The following is a 16,402-nucleotide window of genomic DNA, read 5'->3' as shown; positions in this document are numbered from 1 at the left end:
GGTTCGCGGCCGTATCCTGGACCTCGTTCGAATACGGCAGCGCTGGAACGTAGTTCGCTATACGCGGAAAAGGGGAGCAGGCTATGAGCATCATTCTGACGTCGATGGCCGACACCGTCACGACGTTCGCGCAGGTCGGCAACCCGACGCCGGAGGCGCCGCCGCTCTCGGACAAGATCATGCAGATGGTCCAGTACCTCACCTGGTTCATGATTCTGTCGGGCATCCTCGCCATCACCGTCGCGGGCGGCAAGTTCGCCTGGGAGAAGTGGAACGGCAGCGCCATGGAGTCGCCCAAGATGATCGCGGGCGCGATGATCGGCGGCGTGGTCGCCACCAGCGGCGGCACCATCATGAACGCGGTTCTCGGCAGCTAGATCCGCGCGCCCTTCACCCGGTTGCAGGCCCGGCACAGGATCTGCAGGTTCGACGCGCTCGTCGCGCCGCCACGGCTGAGCGGGATGATGTGGTCGAACTCCAGGTAGTGCCGGTCGCCGCACTCCACGCACGCGCCACCGTCGCGCTGCCACACCAGGGCCTTCACGTCCTGGGGGATACTGCGGCTGTCCCGCTGACCCGGGGTGAGGACCAGGCGTTTGGCCACCCGGAGGGCGCCTTCGAGCGCGGCCGCCACATAGTCGGGATCGGCCACGCCGAAGGTCGCGCCGCCGCGCGCGGAAGTCGCCGCCAGCACGACGGTGCCGTGCTCGGGATGCACCGAAACCACCCGGGACCAGGGCAGTTCCACGCCGGTGCCGTCGCCGACGAAACGCAGCTTCTTGGAACTGCCGATCAGCCTGCCCTCGGAATGGCGTGGACCGCGCGCGAGCACCCGGATATGCACGGCGGGCAGGTCGAGATGGACGCGTTCGTCGGGGTCCAGGTGCAGGCCGGGTGTGTCGACGGCGGGCAGTTCACCCCCGCGCAACCGTGACAGCGTGCGGCCCCGGTGCATTCGCCGACGCAGATCCTCGACGACGGCGCCACCGAGGCCTAGCTCACCGACGACATGCTCGAACGCGTCGAGCTCGTCGGCGAACACCTCACCGTCGGCGAACGCGAACGCGACCATTCGCTCCACCTGGGTGAGTCCGTCCTCACGCAGCACCGCCCGGCCCCGCTCCTCGTCGATGCGCTGGAACCGCAGTGACGCCCACACCTGGATCCACTCCGGTGAGCGGGTGCCGGGGCCGGTGAGGACCCGGACGGCCCGGTTGCGCCAGTGGACGAGGAACTCGTCGATCTCCACGGCGCACGTCTTGCACGGTGCGTGACCACCGAAGAATTTGCGCCGCAGCGCATGCCCGCAGCGCTCGCAGTGGCCGCGTGTGGGGGAGACGTGTCCACGTACGCTCGACGTCCACTCGTCGCCGTCCCACCAGCGCAGCCGGTCCGGTGCGTCCGGGTCGGGATGCCAGTCGGCCAGGTCGGGATCCGTCGGCGGCGGTGGCGGGGTGTCGATGACGCGGCGGGTCAGGGCGGGCGCGCCCGACATCTCGGCGCTCGCCCTGGCGGCCGGTTCGTCGGTTCGGCCGACCGAGGCCGGTTCGTCGACGGTGACACCGAATTCGACGGCAAGCCCGCGCAACCCACCGGCCCAGCCCTGGCCGATCGCCCGGAAGCGCCACCCACCGTCGCGGCGGTAGAACTCCCCGAACATCATCGCCTGGACGTCCTCGATGCTGTCGATGGCGAAGCGGGCGATCGGACCGTCGGCGGAGTGCACGGTGAGGGCGAGATCGTCGAGCCGATCGAAGGTGGTGTCGTCCAGGGACGCCGTGACGACGATGCGCGCGATGTCGGGTTCGGTGCGGGGCAGGGAAATGCTCAGGCGAGCGGTGCCCGGCTCGGGTTCCTGGTCGAGGGTCACCGCCTGCGAGGCGTGGCGTGGGGCGTTGAAGAAGACGAAATCGCGGTCGGTGCGGACCAGTCCGGATTCGGTGACCAGCAGGGCGTGGGCGTCGACGGGCTGTGCGCCTCGCCATGAAACAACTACGGCGAGAAGCGATGTCGGTACCGGCGAATTCGCGCCCTTGCGTAGTTCCATGGTCCTCGCATGATGCCACGAGGGTCCGACAAGGTTCGTCGGAGCGCCACCGGAGGCGACCTCGGCCGGTGTGAGCCATCTCGCAGGGCCGGGTCTGGTTTTCGCGGTCGCGACGGGTTTAGCGTTGTGGTCCGCTTGGCCGCGAAATTCCTTGCAATGGAGGCACTTTCGCGACAAATCGGACATTTTTCGGGCCGCCGCGTTCGGTTGCCGACGGCCGAGCTGACGAGGAGCTGGTCCGTATGTCGAATGGTCACCTACTCACCCGGCGAGGTGTGCTCGCCGCGCTCGCACTGCTCGCGGTCGCCGGATGCGGTGGGTCGGAGCAGGGGGCGCACGGCGACGTGCACTGGGACTACGACGCGGAGGGGCCCGACCACTGGGCCGATCTGGACAGCCGGTTCGTGACCTGTCGCAGCGGGCACGCGCAGTCACCGATCGATCTGCCCGCGCAGACGGAACTGCACCCGGACGACCACATCGAGATCGAGTATCGGCCCCTGTCGACGGTGGACGTGGTGAACAACGGCCACACCGTGCAGGCGAACGTCGGTGCCGGGTCCGGTAACCGCATCGTCGTCGACGGTGCCGCGTTCGAGCTGACCCAGTTCCACTTCCACCTGCCGAGCGAGCACACGGTCGACGGAGCGGAGGCGGCGATGGAACTGCACTTCGTGCACGCGGACCCGGCGGGCAGGCTGGCCGTTCTCGCGGTGCTGCTGCGTGCGTGGTCGGATCCGTCGCCACTGGGTCAGGTGCTCGCGGTCGCACCGGATCGCGTGGGTGTCACGCGCACGGTGTCGGGTATCGATCCGCGCGCCTATCTGCCGACCGGGTTCGCCCAGTTCCGGTACGAGGGCTCGCTCACCACGCCACCGTGCACGGAAGGGGTGCGCTGGATCGTGCTGCGCGAATCCGCACCGGTGGCCGTCGCCGACGTGGAGCGTTATCGCGCCCTGTTTCCGCACACCAACCGCCCGGTGCAACCGCGCTTCGGCCGACCGGTGGTGCTGGCCGGACCGAACTGACGGACACGGCGGCTCCTCCCTGCGCACGAGGCCGTCGTGGGGCACAGTGGAGGCATGACGAACCCGAAGAAGCGGGGGCGCACGCCGCAGCCACCACCGGTGCCGCAGTCGCGCAGGGTGCCGGGTGCCGACCTGCTCTCGGCCGCCCAGGCGGCGGTCGGCGCGGCGCAGTCGGCGGCGGGACAGGCCATCGATGCGGCACAGCAGACGGCGGGTTACGCCTTCGACGCGGCGGTGCGGCTGCCTCCGGCATCGGCCCAACTCGCGGCGCAGTTGCCGGATCTGGTGGAGAACCTGTCGATCGCGGTCGACCGGCTCAACAGCACCATCGACCGTCTCGACCGCACACTCGCCCTCGCCGACCCGGTGTTCGCGACCTACGACCGGCTGCTGCCCCGCCTCGAGGCGATGATCTCGCTCGGTGAGGACCTGTTCGGTGCCCTGGCCAAACTGCCGGGAGTGGGGTTGATCGGCCGGTTCACCGGGCGCGGCGGCGAGGAACCACCACCGGAGCCGGACAAGCGCCGCCGCCGTTAGAGCGCCCGGAAGGTCGCCGCGGCCTTGAGTACCATTTCGGCGTACTCGTCCTCGGCGTCGGAATCGAGCACGATCGCCCCACCGGCGCCGATGGTCCACTCGTCGTCGTGGCGCACGGCCGTGCGGATGACGATATTGAGGTCGGCCGTTCCGCCGAGCCCGAGGAAACCGATGGTGCCCGAATAGATGCCTCGGGCCCGGGTTTCCAGCTCGTCGAGGATTTCCATGGTCCGCAGCTTCGGCGCTCCGGTCATCGAACCGCCCGGGAAGCAGGCGCGCACACAGTCGACCACACCGGCCCCGGGACGCAGGACGCCACGCACGGTCGACACCAATTGGTGCAGGGTGGAATAGGTTTCGGTGACCATGAGCGCGGGCACGTGCACCGAGCCGACCTCGCACACGCGCCCGAGATCATTGCGCAACAGATCGACGATCATCAGGTTCTCGGCACGCGTCTTCGGGTCGGCCGCCAGCGCGTCACGCGCTCGCGCGTCCTCGGCCGGGGTGCGGCCACGCGGCGCGGTGCCCTTGATCGGTTTGCTCTCCACCACCCGATCTCGATCGACCTTGAGGAACCGTTCCGGCGACGAACACGCCACCTCGAGACCGTCGAACCGCAGGTAGGCGGCGTACGGGGCGGGATTGCAGCGGCGCAGGCGGCGGTAGAGGGCCAGGCCGTCGTCCGCGCCCGCGGCGACCGCGACCGTGTCGGTCAGGCAGATCTCGTACGACTCACCCGCGTGCAACCGGTCCTGGCAGACGGCGATATCGGCCAGATAGCGATCGCGGCCACGCACGAGATGGGCCTGGACCGCGTCGGGGTCGGCGCGCACGTGCAGGTCGGCGGGATTTTCCCAGGTCGGCAGGTCGGCGAGGGCGGACTCGGTGTCGCGCAGCCATTCCGCGCCCGCTGTCTCGCTGCCCGGGTCGGTGAGGGCGAGCAGATGCGTGCGGCCTGCCACGTGGTCGACCACGATCAACCGATCGGCGAAGATCCACTGCGCGTCGGGGCTGGGGGAGCGGCGCGCGGCGCGCGCCCCGCAGTCGGCCTTCACCTCGTAGCCGAGGTAGCCGACATAGCCACCGGCGAAGTCGAAAGGTAGCGAGGGTGTTTCGCAGTGTCTGGTGCGTAGTTCGCGGTCCAGGTAGTCGAGCACGGTGCCGTTCACGGTTCGGGTTCCCGCGTGATCCGTCACCGTGACGGCGCCGTCGCCGACGCGGTAGCCGACGATCTCGGCGTGCGGTCCGGCCGCGTCGCCGAGGAAGGAGAACCGATCCAGGCCCGGTTCGACGTGTTCGCTGTCGAGCCAGAACGCGGTCGTCGAGTCGCCGTAGCGGCGCAGGAAGATCGCCTCGGTGTCGATGGCGCGTTCGATCACCCTGTGCCGCAGCGTGAATCGACGCGTCGGTGGATCGGCCGGGATCTCGGGTCCGCGGACGACGACGGGCGCGGACGCGGGCGTGCGCGCCTTGGTGAGATCGGCGAAATTGCGCACCAGGGCGGCCCCGAATTCGCTCGACACCGACTCCGGATGGAACTGCACACCCCACTGCGGCCGCTCGCGATGTCGCACACCCATCACCACGCCGTCGCTCGTCCTCGCCGTCACCTCCAGCACCTCGGGCAGTGGCTCCCGCGCGGCCAGCGAGTGGTAGCGGACCACGGTGAAGTCCTGCGGCAACCCGGCGAACAGGTCCCGGTCGTCGTGGGCGACCCGGTCGAGGTAACCGTGCCGCGCCTCGGGTGCGCGACCGACCTGCCCGCCCGCCCCGAGCACGATGCCCTGGTGGCCGAGGCACACCCCGAGCAGCGGAAGTTCGGTCGCCTCGATCACCGCCGTGGAGATTCCCATGTCCCTGGCCTGATCGGGGCGGCCGGGACCGGGGGAGACCACCACATTGTCGAATCGGTCGAGCTCGAGTGCGGCGACGCTGCCGACCTCGTCGTTGCGCACGACGACGGGCTCGCTCCCGTAGACCTCGCTGATGAGCTGGTAGAGGTTGTAGGTGAACGAGTCGTAATTGTCGATCAACAGCGTGCGCATCGTGGACAAAACCCTACGCCGGGCGTCGTTCGGGGCAGAATGTGCGCCATGGCTGTTTCGCAACCGGATCTCGCGGCGCTCGGACGATGGATGGACGAGCAGGGTTTGCCCGGCGACCCGATCGGGGAGGTCAGCCCGATCGGCGGCGGCACCCAGAACATCATGATCCGCTTCACCCGAGGTGGCCGCGAGTTCGTGCTGCGCCGTGGCCCCGAGCATCTGCGGGCCAAGAGCAACGAGGTGATCGCGCGCGAGTCCTGGCTGCTCACCGCCCTGGACGGCACCGAGATCCGTGCCCCACGGGTGATCGCCGCCTGCACCGATCCCTCGGTACTCGGGGCGGTCTTCTACCTGATGGAACCCATCCGAGGTTTCAATCCGCAGACCGAACTGCCCGCACTCCATGCCAGCGACCCGGAGATCCGCAGGCAGATGGGGCTGTCGGCGGTCGAGGCCATCGCCCGCCTCGGCACCGTCGACTACGTGTCGCTCGGCCTGGCCGACTACGGCCGCCCCGACGGTTTCCTCGAACGCCAGGTGCCGCGCTGGCTGCGTGAGCTCGACACCTACGCCGCCAACGAGGGCTATCCCGGCCCTCGGATCCCCGATGTCGAGCGGATCGGTGACTGGCTCGACCGCAACCGTCCGGCCGACCCGGCGCCGGGCATCATGCACGGCGACTGTCACCTGGCGAACATGATGTTCGACTACGACGGGCCCGAGGTCGCGGCCATGGTCGACTGGGAGATGTCGACCATCGGTGACCCATTGCTCGACCTCGGCTGGCAACTGGCCACCCGACCCGAACCCGGCACCGTCGGCGCCGGACTGATGGGCACCCTCGGCACCGTCGGCGGGCTGCCCACTCCCGAGGAGATGATCCGGCACTACGGCGAATTCTCCGATCGCGATCTGCGCGCGGTCACCTGGTACGAGGTGCTGGCCTGCTTCAAGCTCGGGATCGTGCTCGAAGGCACTCACGCCAGGGCCTTCGCGGGCAAGGCGCCGGTACAGGTCGGCGACTTCCTGCACGCGGTGACGCTCGAACTGTTCGAGAAGGCCCGCAAGCTCATCGACTGATGCCCGGATCTCGACGATCGTTGGCCGAATATCGATGGATGACAAGATAATGACGTCCTAGCCTTGGTGTCATGATCGTGCCTGATACCAAGGACTGGACCTGGGTCCTCGAAAAGCCCTGCGCGGAGTGCGGATACGACGCCGCATCGATCGCCTTCGAGCAGGTGCCCGACCGGGCGCGTGCCGCGGCCGCTCGCATCGCCTCGGCGCTGGATCGCGACGACGTGCGCGTACGACCCGACGCGCGGACCTGGTCGGTCCTCGAATACGCCGCCCACGTGCGCGATGTCTGCCGGATCTTCGTCACCCGGCTCGCGCTGATGCAGGACGGCGGCGGCACGGCGACACCACGATTCGAGAACTGGGACCAGGACGCCACGGCTGTCGCCGACCGCTACGGCGAGCAGGACCCGGCGGTGGTCGCGCGGGAACTGTCCCTCGCCGCCGATCAGGTGGCCGCCGACTTCGCGGCGGTGCCGACCGACCGGCTCGACTGGCGTGGCGCCCGCAGCGACGGATCACTGTTCACCGTCTCCTCGCTGGCCCGATACTTCCTGCACGACCTCGAGCATCACGTCCACGACGTGCGTGGATAGAGAAAACTTCAGCAGATTTCTAGAACGTGTTCCAGAATCGGCCGAAACTTCGTAGGGTGGGAGCAGTCACAACGAGGCACTGCTTGGCGAGAGGTCGATCGTAATGAAGACGAAGGGCGCGATCCTGTGGGGCGTCGACCAGGAATGGTCGGTCGAGGAGATCGAGGTCGGCGACCCCGTGTCGGGGGAGGTGCAGATCCGCATGGAGACGGCGGGCATGTGCCACTCCGATCACCACATCGTCACCGGTGCCACCCCGATGCCCGGCTACCCGGTGATGGGTGGCCACGAGGGCGCGGGTGTGATCACCAAGCTCGGGCCGAACTGCCCGAGTGATCTGGCCGTGGGCGACCACGTCATCCTTTCGTTCATCCCGGCCTGCGGACGTTGTCCGTCGTGTGTGTCCGGGAATATGGCGCTGTGTGACCTGGGTGCGGGATTGCTGATGGGACAGGCGATTTCGGACGGCACTTACCGCATCCAGGCACGCGGCGAGAACGTCATCCCGATGTGTCTGCTTGGCACCTTCGCTCCCTACATGACGGTGCACCACACCTCGGTGGTCAAGATCGACCCGACCATTCCGTTCGAGGTGGCCTGCCTGGTCGGGTGCGGCGTGCCGACCGGCTTCGGCTCGTCCACGCACGTGGCGCAGGTGCAGCCGGGCGAGACCGTGGTGATCGCGGGCATCGGTGGCGTCGGTATGAGTGCCCTGCAGGGCGCGGTGCTCGCCGGTGCGTCGAAAGTCGTCGCGATCGACCCGAACCCGTGGAAGCGCGAACAGGCCCAGAAGTTCGGCGCCACCCACACCTACGAGAGCATGGCCGCCGCGATCATGCCGCTGATGGAGGCCACCGAGGGCCGGATGGCCGAGAAGGTCATCCTCACCATGGGTGAGATGCACGGCGACTACGTCGAGGAAGGTCTGATCCTCACCGGTAAGGCGGGCACGCTCGTCGTCACCTCCATGGGCCGCATGGACGCGGGCGAGGTGAAGATGAACAGCTTCCTGCTCTCGATGCTGCAGAAGACCGTGAAGGGCTGCATCTTCGGCGGCGGCAACGCCCGCCAGGACGCGCCGCGACTGCTGTCGCTGTACAAGGCCGGTCAGCTCAACCTCGACGACATGGTCACCCGCAGCTACTCCCTCGAGGAGATCAACCAGGGCTACCGGGACATGTTGGACGGCAAGAACATTCGCGGCATCATCCGCTACACCGAAGCCGACTGGTAGGCAACGGTTCCCAGCACCTCGCCGGGTGAGCCCCCGGCGAGGATGCTGCCGTCGCGCAGCCGTAGGCAGTGATCGGCGCGGGCCGCCTCGGCCGGATCGTGGGTCGCCTGCACGACGGTGACACCCCCCGCCGCGATCTCGGTGAGCGCGTCCGAGATCTCGGCGCGCGCGACGTCGTCGAGCCCGGTCGCGGGTTCGTCGAGCAGGATCAGATCGGACTCCTGCGCCAATGCCTGGGCCAGCAGCGTGCGCTGACGCTGACCGCCCGAGAGCGTGTCGAGGCGCCGCGTCGCCAGGGCCGTGAGGTCCATTCGCTCCAGGCAGACCTGCGCGATCGCGCGGTCTGCCTTCGTGAGTCGCCGCCACAATCCCCGATGTGCCCAGCGCCCCATCGCCACCGCCTCGCGCACCGTCATCGGTAGCGCCGTGGGAATCGCGGTGTGCTGCACCACGAATGCGGGCCTGCGTGTCGTCTCGACGCGCACCGTCCCGGAGCGGACCGGCACCGTGCCCGCCACGACGCCGAGCAGCGTCGACTTTCCCGAACCGTTAGGTCCGACGATCGCGGTCACTTGTCCGCGCGGGATCGCCGCCGTCACCCGTGCCAGCACGGGTGTGCGGCCGTAACCGGCGCTGACGTCCTCGAGCAGGATCGCCGGGTCTGCTGTGTGTTGCATCTCACCTCGTTTGAAACGATAATCGTTTTCAGTATATCGTCCGTTGCCATGGAGTGGCTGATCGCCCCGTTCGAGGTGGCATTCGTGCAACGGGCCTTGTGGGGCGGACTGCTGGTCTCCTGCGTGTGCGCCCTGGCCGGAACGTGGGTGGTGGTGCGCGGCATGGCTTTTCTCGGTGACGCGATGGCACACGGCATGCTGCCCGGTGTCGCGGTGGCGGCGCTGCTCGGCGGCAACCTGATCGTTGGCGCCGCGATCAGTTGCACCGCCATGGCCTTCGGGGTGTCGGTGCTCTCGCGGAGCAAGCGGTTCGCGGCCGATACTGCCATCGGGTTGCTGTTCGTCGGGATGCTCGCGGCCGGTGTGATCATCGTGTCGCGGTCGCAGTCGTTCGCCGTGGATCTCACCGGCTTCCTGTTCGGTGACGTGCTCGCGGTGCGCACCGTCGACCTGTGGTACCTCGGCGCGGCTGTCGGACTCGCGCTGGTCGTCGCGGTGCTGGGGCATCGCGCGTTCGTCGCGCTGACCTTCGATCCGCGCAAGGCGCACACCCTCGGACTGCACCCGAAAGCCGCGCACGTGGCGCTCGTCGGTTTGGTGACCCTGGCCATCGTCGCGTCCTTCCATGTGGTCGGCACGCTGCTGGTGTTCGGGTTGCTCATCGCACCGCCCGCCGCCGCTGTGTACTGGTCGGACCGGATTCCGGTGGTGATGGCGCTCGCCGCGCTGGTCGGCGGGTTCTCCACGGCCGCAGGGCTTGTCGTGTCCTGGCACGCGGGCACGGCGGCCGGGGCGACGATTGCCGCCGTCGCGGTCGGGTCGTTCTTCGTCTCGGCGATCGTGTCGGCGCTGCGGGAACGATTCGGGAAGGTGGGTGTGGCCGCGCTGGCGGCGGTGACGGTGGCCGGATGCGGCACGGGCACCGAACCGGCGACCGTCGAGGAGACACCGCACGGGTACGTCGCCGGGGCCGAGGAGATGAGCGAGGCACAGACTCGCCTGGTCGTGACTGATCCGGCCACCGGTGCCGTGCGGGTGATCGATCTGCTGAGCGAGCAGGTCACCTCGCTCGCGGGCCGCCAAAACTCCGCCGCACCTCAGAACTCGGGGCTGGTCGGCGACGGGCGGTTTGGATTCCTGAGCGACGGTGGGTCGGTGCGCGTCGTCGACAGCGGGGGATGGACCGTCGACCACAGCGATCACCGGCACTACTACAGCGCCCCGGTGCGCGAAGTCGGCAACATCGCGGCGCCGGGCGGAGTCGTCGCGGCCTACGGCGATCCGGCGGTGTCGTCGGTCGTCCTCGATACCGGTGCCAGCCTGGTGTTCGATCGGGTGGCGCTCGGTGACGGGCAGGTCCGCGAACCGCATCGGATCGAGGGCATCGCGCTGCCGTACGGCGAGAAGTTGGTCGTCGCCGACGGCGCGGGGCGAGTGGACGTGCGTGGGCGTGACGGCGCGGTCGGTGCGTCACTGGGGGAGACGTGCGCGCAGCCGCGCGGCCAGGCTGTCACCCGGCGCGGGGTCGTATTCGGTTGCGCGGACGGTGCTGTGGTCGTCGCTCTGCGTGACGGCGCGTTCGTCGCGGAGAAGATCGCCGACCCCGCACCGGCCGCCGACCGGGCGACCGCGTTCACCCACCGGCCTGGCAGCACGACGCTGACCGCGCTCGCCGGACGCACCGGTGTGTGGACTCTCGACATCCGCAAGAAGACTTGGAAGCACACCCCGATCGCCGACGCGGTCGCGGTGAACACGGCCGGTGAGGGCTCTTCGCTGCTCGTCCTCACCCGCGACGGTGTCCTGCACGGCCTCGACCCCGAAACCGGTACGGAGACCGCGCGTCTCGCGCTGACCGGGCCGGTCGAGGGCGCACCCGTGATCCAGGTCGACCCGAATCGCGCCTACATCAACGACATTCGTGGCCGAACCGTTCACGAGATCGCCTACAACGACAACCTGCGAATCGCGCGTACCTTTCCGTTGGACGTCGCGCCCGCGCTGCTGGTGGAGACAGGGCTGTGATCGAAAAAGCAAGGGCTCGTGCCCATACCGTCGGTCGCGTCCGACGAGGCGCGTCGCGCCGGTCGCAGGTCCGCGCGGGTGCTGGATTCCGGGGCGCTCCTCGCGTCGCGGGTCTGGCCCTCGTCGTTGTCGCGCTGCTCGCGTCTGTCACCGCGTGCGGCACCGAGGGTGATCGCAGCGGCATCATGGTGACGACCAATATCCTCGGTGATCTCACCAAGGCCGTCGTGGGCGACACCGCCGAGGTGACGGTACTGATGCAGGCGGGCACCGATCCGCATTCGTTCGGGATCTCCGCACGTCAAGCTGCCGATATCGAACAGTCCGCGTTGATCGTGCACAACGGGCTGGGGCTCGAGGAAGGGGTGGTTCGGCACGTGCGGGCGGCCGCGTCGGCCGGTGTTCCGACGCTGGCGGTGGCCGAGCGGGTCGACCCGATCACCTACACCTCCGACGAATCCGCCGGTGAGCCCGATCCGCATTTCTGGACCGACCCGGCCCGGGTGCGCAAGGCGGTCGAGGCGATCAGTGCCGAGGTCGTCGCCGAGGTCGATGGCATCGATGCCGAGACGGTGCGCGCCAACACCGCCCGGTACGTGAGCGAACTCGAGCAGCTGGACCGATGGATGACCGACCGGTTCGCGGCGATCCCGCCCGAACGCAGGCAGCTGGTCACCGACCATCACGTCTTCGGTTATCTCGCACAGCGATTCGGGTTCACCGTGATCGGCGCCGTCATCCCCAGCGGCACCACCCTCGCCTCACCGAGCGCTTCGGACCTCGACGACCTCGCCACCGCGATCCGCACCGCGGGCGTACACACGATCTTCGCCGATTCGTCCGCGCCCGACCGTCTGTCGCGAGTGCTGGCCGAGCACGCGGGCTTGCAGGTGCGGGTGGCCGCCCTGCACACCGAATCGCTCACCGAACCCGGCGGCGGCGCCGCGACCTACCTGGAGATGGCACGCGCCAACACCGAGGCCATCGCTCGCGGACTGTCCGGGCCGACAACGTAATTCACGCACAACAGATGGAGCACGACATGCACAGTCGGTCACGGGCCACCACGATGGTCGCCATGTCCGGGGCGCTCGCCTCGGTGGTAGCGCTGAGCGGTTGCGGCAGCGACGACGCCGCGACCCACGACCACGCCCCGGGCGCCGAACCGATCGCCCTCACCTACGACGGCGGCATCTACGTCCTCGACGGACTCACGCTCGCCCAGGAAGGCGAGGTGAAGATCGACGGATTCAACCGGCTCAACCCGGCGGGCGACGGCGACCACCTGATGGTGACCGTCAAGGACAGTTTCCGTGTGTTCGACGCGAATACAGCGACCTTCACCGGCACCGAGTACGCCGCGAGCAAGCCCGGTCACGTCGTGCGGCACGCGGGCAAGACCGTGCTGTTCGCCGACGGGACCGGCGAGATCACCATTGTCGACACCGACGAGATCGACAGCGGCAAGCCCACCGAGGTGTACAAGTCGGCCGCCGCCCATCACGGTGTCGCCGTCGAGCTGAGCAACGGGAACCTGCTGGTCACCCTCGGGACCGAGGATGCGCGCGTCGGGCTCGTCGCCCTCGACAAGGACCGCAAGGAGATCGCCCGCAACGAGGACTGCCCCGGCGTCCACGGCGAGGCCACCGCCCAGAACGAAACCGTGGTGGTCGGCTGCCAGACCGGTGCCGTGATCTACCGCGACGGCAAGATCACCAAGGTGACCAGCCCGACCCCCTACGGCCGCATCGGCAACATGTCGGGCAGCGAGAGCTCCCCGATCGTGCTCGGTGACTACAAGCAGGACAAGGAGGCCGAACTCGAACGACCGACCAAGATCTCGCTGGTGAACACCGCCGACGGCAGCCTGCGCCTGGTCGACATCGGCACCAGCTACTCCTTCCGCTCCCTCGGCCGCGGCCCGCAGGGTGAGGCCCTCGTGCTCGGCACCGACGGCAAGCTCTACGTCATCGACCCGGTCGCGGGTGCGGTCACCCGCACCATCGCGGTGACCGGTGCGTGGCAGGAACCGCTCGAATGGCAGGACCCGCGCCCGACCCTGTTCGTCCGCGACGGCGTCGCCTTCGTGACCGAACCGGCCACCAAGCAGGTCCACCGCGTCGACCTCGCCGAGGGCAAGATCACCCAGTCGGTCACCCTCCCCGCCGCTCCCAACGAGATCAACGGGGTCGGCGCGCACTAGGCGCCCCGTTCACGATCACCACGCGCTGGTGGCGTTCGGCTCTCGACCGATACCGCCACCGGGGCGTGGTGATCGTGCGTTCAGGCGCGGCGGCGGGCGCAGTCGAGGACGGCGGTGCGCAGGTTGCGGCTGCGGACGTCGTCGAGGATGGCCATGCCGAGCCGGTTCATGGTGTAGCCGAAGCCGAGACCTGTTGTCGGATCGGCGAATCCGAAGGAACCGCCGAGACCGGTCGTGCCGTAGGCGCGTTTGTCGGAACCGAACCGGAAACTGCCGCGCGACTTGCGGAAACCCAGGTGGTAGCGGCTCTTGGTGTGCAATACCAGGTCGTCGGCGGGAACGGAGTCGACGGTCGGGGCGGCGAGCAGGTCGAGGACGTCGTCGCCGAGGGGGAGCGCGCCGGTGCGGCCCGCGGCCGCGCCGTAGACGCGGGCCAGAGCGCGGGCGTTGCCCACCCCGTTCATGCCGGGCCATTCGATACCGAGGAACTCGCGACGAGCGGCGCGGGCGGGCGCGCCGGGGCGCGGATTGGTCAGTGCCGCATAGGAATACCCGCGCTTGGCGTACACCTCCGCGCCGATGCGCAGTGGGACGTCGGCGAGCTCGTAGCGCAGGATGTCGAGGCCCTTGGTCGCCGACAGCTGGGCGACACGATCCAACGACTCGCTCTCGGGCAGGCCGATGAACAGGTCGGCGTCCACCGGCGCCGCGATCTCCTCGGCGAAGAAGCGACCGAGACTGCGCCCCGCCGGATCCACGCGGCGCAGCAATTCGCTCTGGTACAGGCCGAGGGTGAGCGCGTGATATCCGTGCCGGGTGCCCGGTTCCCACCTCGGTTTCTGCGCGGCGAGCAGGTCGGCCAGGCTCTCGCGGTCGCCGAGTTCGCTCAGCTTCACGGTGCGGTCCAGGCCCGACAGACCGGCCTGGTGATCGATCAGTTGGCGCACGGTGATCCGGTCCTTGCCGTGCGCGGCAAACTCCGGCCAGTACGTCGCGACCGGGGCGTCGTAGTCGAGCAGGCCGCGCGAGACGGCGGTGGCGATGGTGAACGCCGACATGCCCTTCGACGACGAGAACACCGGGACGATCGTGTCGCGCTCCCAGGCGGCCACCCGGGCGCGGTCGCGATGACCGGCCCACAGGTCGACCAGCGGTTCGCTGCCCGCGTAGACGGCCACGGCGGCGCCGATCTCGCCATGGGCGGTGAAATTGCGGCGGAAAGCGTCGGCGACCGGGCCGAAACCGGCCGCTACGTCGCCGTGAACTGATGGTGCGGGACTCATGGTGTCGTCGATCGTAGCTACGCTGCCGGATATGCGTTCGTTGGAGCAGGTTCAGCAGTGGCCGGTGGCGCACGCCGCGGCCGCCGTGGTCACCGTCGACGGGGTCGACACCACCGGTGAACTCGACCGGGTGTTCCGGCTGGCTTCGGTCACCAAGCCCCTCGTCGCCTACGCGGCCCTGGTCGCCGTCGAGGAGGGCGCGATCGAGCTCGACCAACCCGCGGGCCCGCCCGGCTCGACCGTGCGGCATCTGCTGGCGCACACCTCCGGTGTGGCCTTCGCCACGCCAGAGGTCCTCGCGAAACCGGGCGCCCGACGCATCTACTCGAGTGCCGGATTCGAACTGCTCGCCGATTTCCTCACCGAAAGCACGGGCATCCACTTTCCGGACTATCTGCACGAGGCGGTATTCGAACCACTCGGCATGCGCGGGGCGGTTCTGGACGGGTCGGCGGGTCATGCCGGACGCGCGAGCCTCCGTGACCTCACGCTATTCGCCACCGAGTTGCTGACACCCGAATTGATATCTCGGCAAACGCTCGACGAGGCCACCTCCGTGCAATTCCCCGACCGGGACGGAGTGCTGCCGGGATACGGCTCCCAGCGGCCCAACGACTGGGGTCTCGGCTTCGAAATCCGTGGTGGGAAAACCCCGCATTGGACCGGTCATTCCAATTCGCCGCGCACCTATGGCCACTTCGGGCAGTCCGGGACGTTCCTGTGGGTCGACCCGGAAATAGGGGTAGCCACGATCGGTTTGAGCGACGAGAATTTTGGCGACTGGGCAAGAACCGCGTGGCCGAAATTTAGTGATTCCGTGATCGCAGAGACACATAACACGCAGTGAGGTAACACCCGCAACATCACTCACTTCGCCTACACTCGCACCACACCAGTCCGACGGACCGTTGGGGAAGACGCTCCTTGTCGAGGCTGGAGGTGTTGGTAGTGCGCGCATCGAGTCAGTTCGCTGACGCGACGGCAGGTGTGGTCTACATCCACTCCTCGCCCGCCGCGTTGTGCCCGCACATCGAATGGGCACTGTCCACCGCGCTTTCCACGCCGGCGAAACTGCGCTGGACCGCGCAGCCCGCCGACGGGCAGCTGCGTGCCAGCGGTGACTGGATCGGCCCCGTCGGTACCGCCGCCCGGATTGCCCAGTCGTTGCGCGCCTGGCCGGTGCTGCGGTTCGAAGTCACCGAGGACCCCAGCGAAGGCGTGGACGGCGAACGCTACAGTTTCGTCCCCGCCCTCGGCCTCTGGCACGGCTCCACCGGCGCCAACGGCGACGTGATGCTCGGCGAGATGCGATTACGCGCCCTCCTCCAAGCCGCCACCGAACTGAGCACCGTCGACCTCGGCGCCGAAATCGAGCGCGCCCTCGGCACCGCCTGGGATGAAGACCTCGAGGCCTTCCGCCAGGGCACCGACTGCACCGGCGCCGAAGTCACCTGGCTGCGTCGCCACGTCGGCTGAACACCATTCCTTCCCGCATTCCGGCCTCTGTGCCGAGACCGCCGCACACCCTGTCCCGCAGCGTCTTCGATCAGAACCCGCTGGGACAGTAGACGCGACAGCGTGCGCCGGGACCGTGGGTGAGGCTGGGACAGGTGCTCACTCGGTGCCATGCGCCTTCGCTCGCTG

The 16,402-nt window shown here is 68.7% G+C and carries 15 protein-coding genes; 11 read left to right on the top strand and 4 right to left on the bottom strand.

Annotated features, from left to right (window positions below; genetic code table 11):
- Positions 1–83: 83 nt before the first annotated feature.
- Positions 84–377, top strand: a complete 294-nt coding sequence (locus NC7_RS16330) for a hypothetical protein (protein WP_067983960.1) — start codon at positions 84–86, stop codon at positions 375–377.
- Here NC7_RS16330 and NC7_RS16325 read toward each other — a convergent pair.
- Positions 374–2,047, bottom strand: a complete 1,674-nt coding sequence (locus NC7_RS16325) for a TerD family protein (RefSeq protein ID WP_067983958.1) — start codon at positions 2,045–2,047, stop codon at positions 374–376. The two genes, NC7_RS16330 and NC7_RS16325, sit on opposite strands and share 4 nt — an antisense overlap.
- 242 nt (positions 2,048–2,289) lie before the next feature.
- Here NC7_RS16325 and NC7_RS16320 point away from each other — a divergent pair, with 242 nt between their 5' ends.
- A complete protein-coding gene (locus NC7_RS16320; RefSeq protein WP_067983956.1) occupies positions 2,290–3,075 on the top strand; it encodes a carbonic anhydrase in 786 nt (261 codons plus the stop codon).
- A gap of 54 nt (positions 3,076–3,129) precedes the next feature.
- Complete coding sequence (locus tag NC7_RS16315) at positions 3,130–3,612, top strand: hypothetical protein (protein ID WP_157102036.1); 483 nt, start codon at positions 3,130–3,132, stop codon at positions 3,610–3,612.
- On the opposite strand, the gene pabB is transcribed toward NC7_RS16315, so the two are convergent.
- Entirely contained in the window at positions 3,609–5,660 is a 2,052-nt protein-coding gene (gene pabB / locus NC7_RS16310) for an aminodeoxychorismate synthase component I (RefSeq protein WP_067983953.1), read from the bottom strand. The two genes, NC7_RS16315 and pabB, sit on opposite strands and share 4 nt — an antisense overlap.
- A 39-nt stretch (positions 5,661–5,699) precedes the next feature.
- Here pabB and NC7_RS16305 point away from each other — a divergent pair, with 39 nt between their 5' ends.
- The 3 genes from NC7_RS16305 (at position 5,700) to NC7_RS16295 (ending at position 8,570) form a co-directional block, all read left to right on the top strand.
- Positions 5,700–6,740, top strand: a complete 1,041-nt coding sequence (locus tag NC7_RS16305; RefSeq protein ID WP_067983951.1) for a phosphotransferase family protein — start codon at positions 5,700–5,702, stop codon at positions 6,738–6,740.
- A gap of 71 nt (positions 6,741–6,811) precedes the next feature.
- Complete coding sequence (locus tag NC7_RS16300) at positions 6,812–7,336, top strand: DinB family protein (protein WP_067983950.1); 525 nt, start codon at positions 6,812–6,814, stop codon at positions 7,334–7,336.
- Positions 7,337–7,439: 103 nt separating this feature from the next.
- Entirely contained in the window at positions 7,440–8,570 is a 1,131-nt protein-coding gene (locus NC7_RS16295; protein WP_067983948.1) for an NDMA-dependent alcohol dehydrogenase, read from the top strand.
- On the opposite strand, the gene aztA is transcribed toward NC7_RS16295, so the two are convergent.
- On the bottom strand, positions 8,549–9,247 hold the full coding sequence (aztA, locus tag NC7_RS16290) for a zinc ABC transporter ATP-binding protein AztA (RefSeq protein ID WP_067983946.1): 699 nt from the start codon (positions 9,245–9,247) through the stop codon (positions 8,549–8,551). The two genes, NC7_RS16295 and aztA, sit on opposite strands and share 22 nt — an antisense overlap.
- Before the next feature lie 48 nt (positions 9,248–9,295).
- On the opposite strand from aztA, the gene aztB reads away from it, so the two are divergent.
- Genes aztB through aztD form a run of 3 tightly spaced genes read left to right on the top strand, consistent with a single transcriptional unit; the run spans position 9,296 to position 13,475 of the window.
- The gene (gene aztB, locus NC7_RS16285) at positions 9,296–11,272 is read left to right on the top strand and encodes a zinc ABC transporter permease AztB (RefSeq protein WP_067983944.1); all 1,977 of its coding nucleotides are present in this window, start codon (positions 9,296–9,298) and stop codon (positions 11,270–11,272) included.
- Positions 11,269–12,288, top strand: coding sequence for a zinc ABC transporter substrate-binding protein AztC (aztC, locus tag NC7_RS16280; protein WP_373861255.1), 1,020 nt, complete (start codon positions 11,269–11,271; stop codon positions 12,286–12,288). The genes aztB and aztC overlap by 4 nt, the downstream gene beginning before the upstream one ends.
- A 26-nt stretch (positions 12,289–12,314) precedes the next feature.
- Positions 12,315–13,475, top strand: coding sequence for a zinc metallochaperone AztD (gene aztD / locus NC7_RS16275; RefSeq protein ID WP_067984109.1), 1,161 nt, complete (start codon positions 12,315–12,317; stop codon positions 13,473–13,475).
- A gap of 80 nt (positions 13,476–13,555) precedes the next feature.
- On the opposite strand, the gene NC7_RS16270 is transcribed toward aztD, so the two are convergent.
- Positions 13,556–14,758 carry a serine hydrolase domain-containing protein gene (locus NC7_RS16270; RefSeq protein WP_067983941.1) on the bottom strand — a complete coding sequence of 401 codons (1,203 nt, stop codon included), beginning with the start codon at positions 14,756–14,758 and terminating at the stop codon, positions 13,556–13,558.
- Positions 14,759–14,789: 31 nt separating this feature from the next.
- On the opposite strand from NC7_RS16270, the gene NC7_RS16265 reads away from it, so the two are divergent.
- Both NC7_RS16265 and NC7_RS16260 read left to right on the top strand, forming a co-directional pair.
- Positions 14,790–15,605: a serine hydrolase domain-containing protein gene (locus tag NC7_RS16265; protein WP_067983939.1), complete on the top strand. Its 816-nt coding sequence runs from the start codon at positions 14,790–14,792 to the stop codon at positions 15,603–15,605.
- Between the two features lie 101 nt (positions 15,606–15,706).
- On the top strand, positions 15,707–16,234 hold the full coding sequence (locus NC7_RS16260; RefSeq protein WP_067983937.1) for a DUF3145 domain-containing protein: 528 nt from the start codon (positions 15,707–15,709) through the stop codon (positions 16,232–16,234).
- Positions 16,235–16,402 lie beyond the last annotated feature (168 nt).

Source organism: Nocardia caishijiensis NBRC 108228 (assembly GCF_001612825.1).
Classification (GTDB): domain Bacteria; phylum Actinomycetota; class Actinomycetes; order Mycobacteriales; family Mycobacteriaceae; genus Nocardia; species Nocardia caishijiensis.
The sequence above is the reverse complement of the archived record's forward strand: the minus strand, read 5'-3'. Positions and strand labels throughout refer to the sequence as shown.

What these genes read in the sequence shown, in the direction of transcription:
- NC7_RS16315 (WP_157102036.1), top strand. Translation starts at nt 3,130, where the DNA reads ATGACGAACCCGAAGAAGCGGGGGCGCACGCCGCAGCCACCACCGGTG.
- NC7_RS16320 (WP_067983956.1), top strand. Translation starts at nt 2,290, where the DNA reads ATGTCGAATGGTCACCTACTCACCCGGCGAGGTGTGCTCGCCGCGCTC.
- NC7_RS16300 (WP_067983950.1), top strand. Translation starts at nt 6,812, where the DNA reads ATGATCGTGCCTGATACCAAGGACTGGACCTGGGTCCTCGAAAAGCCC.
- aztA (WP_067983946.1), bottom strand. Translation starts at nt 9,247, where the DNA reads ATGCAACACACAGCAGACCCGGCGATCCTGCTCGAGGACGTCAGCGCC.
- NC7_RS16295 (WP_067983948.1), top strand. Translation starts at nt 7,440, where the DNA reads ATGAAGACGAAGGGCGCGATCCTGTGGGGCGTCGACCAGGAATGGTCG.
- NC7_RS16325 (WP_067983958.1), bottom strand. Translation starts at nt 2,047, where the DNA reads ATGGAACTACGCAAGGGCGCGAATTCGCCGGTACCGACATCGCTTCTC.
- NC7_RS16270 (WP_067983941.1), bottom strand. Translation starts at nt 14,758, where the DNA reads ATGAGTCCCGCACCATCAGTTCACGGCGACGTAGCGGCCGGTTTCGGC.
- aztB (WP_067983944.1), top strand. Translation starts at nt 9,296, where the DNA reads ATGGAGTGGCTGATCGCCCCGTTCGAGGTGGCATTCGTGCAACGGGCC.
- NC7_RS16330 (WP_067983960.1), top strand. Translation starts at nt 84, where the DNA reads ATGAGCATCATTCTGACGTCGATGGCCGACACCGTCACGACGTTCGCG.
- NC7_RS16265 (WP_067983939.1), top strand. Translation starts at nt 14,790, where the DNA reads ATGCGTTCGTTGGAGCAGGTTCAGCAGTGGCCGGTGGCGCACGCCGCG.
- pabB (WP_067983953.1), bottom strand. Translation starts at nt 5,660, where the DNA reads ATGCGCACGCTGTTGATCGACAATTACGACTCGTTCACCTACAACCTC.
- NC7_RS16305 (WP_067983951.1), top strand. Translation starts at nt 5,700, where the DNA reads ATGTGCGCCATGGCTGTTTCGCAACCGGATCTCGCGGCGCTCGGACGA.
- aztD (WP_067984109.1), top strand. Translation starts at nt 12,315, where the DNA reads ATGCACAGTCGGTCACGGGCCACCACGATGGTCGCCATGTCCGGGGCG.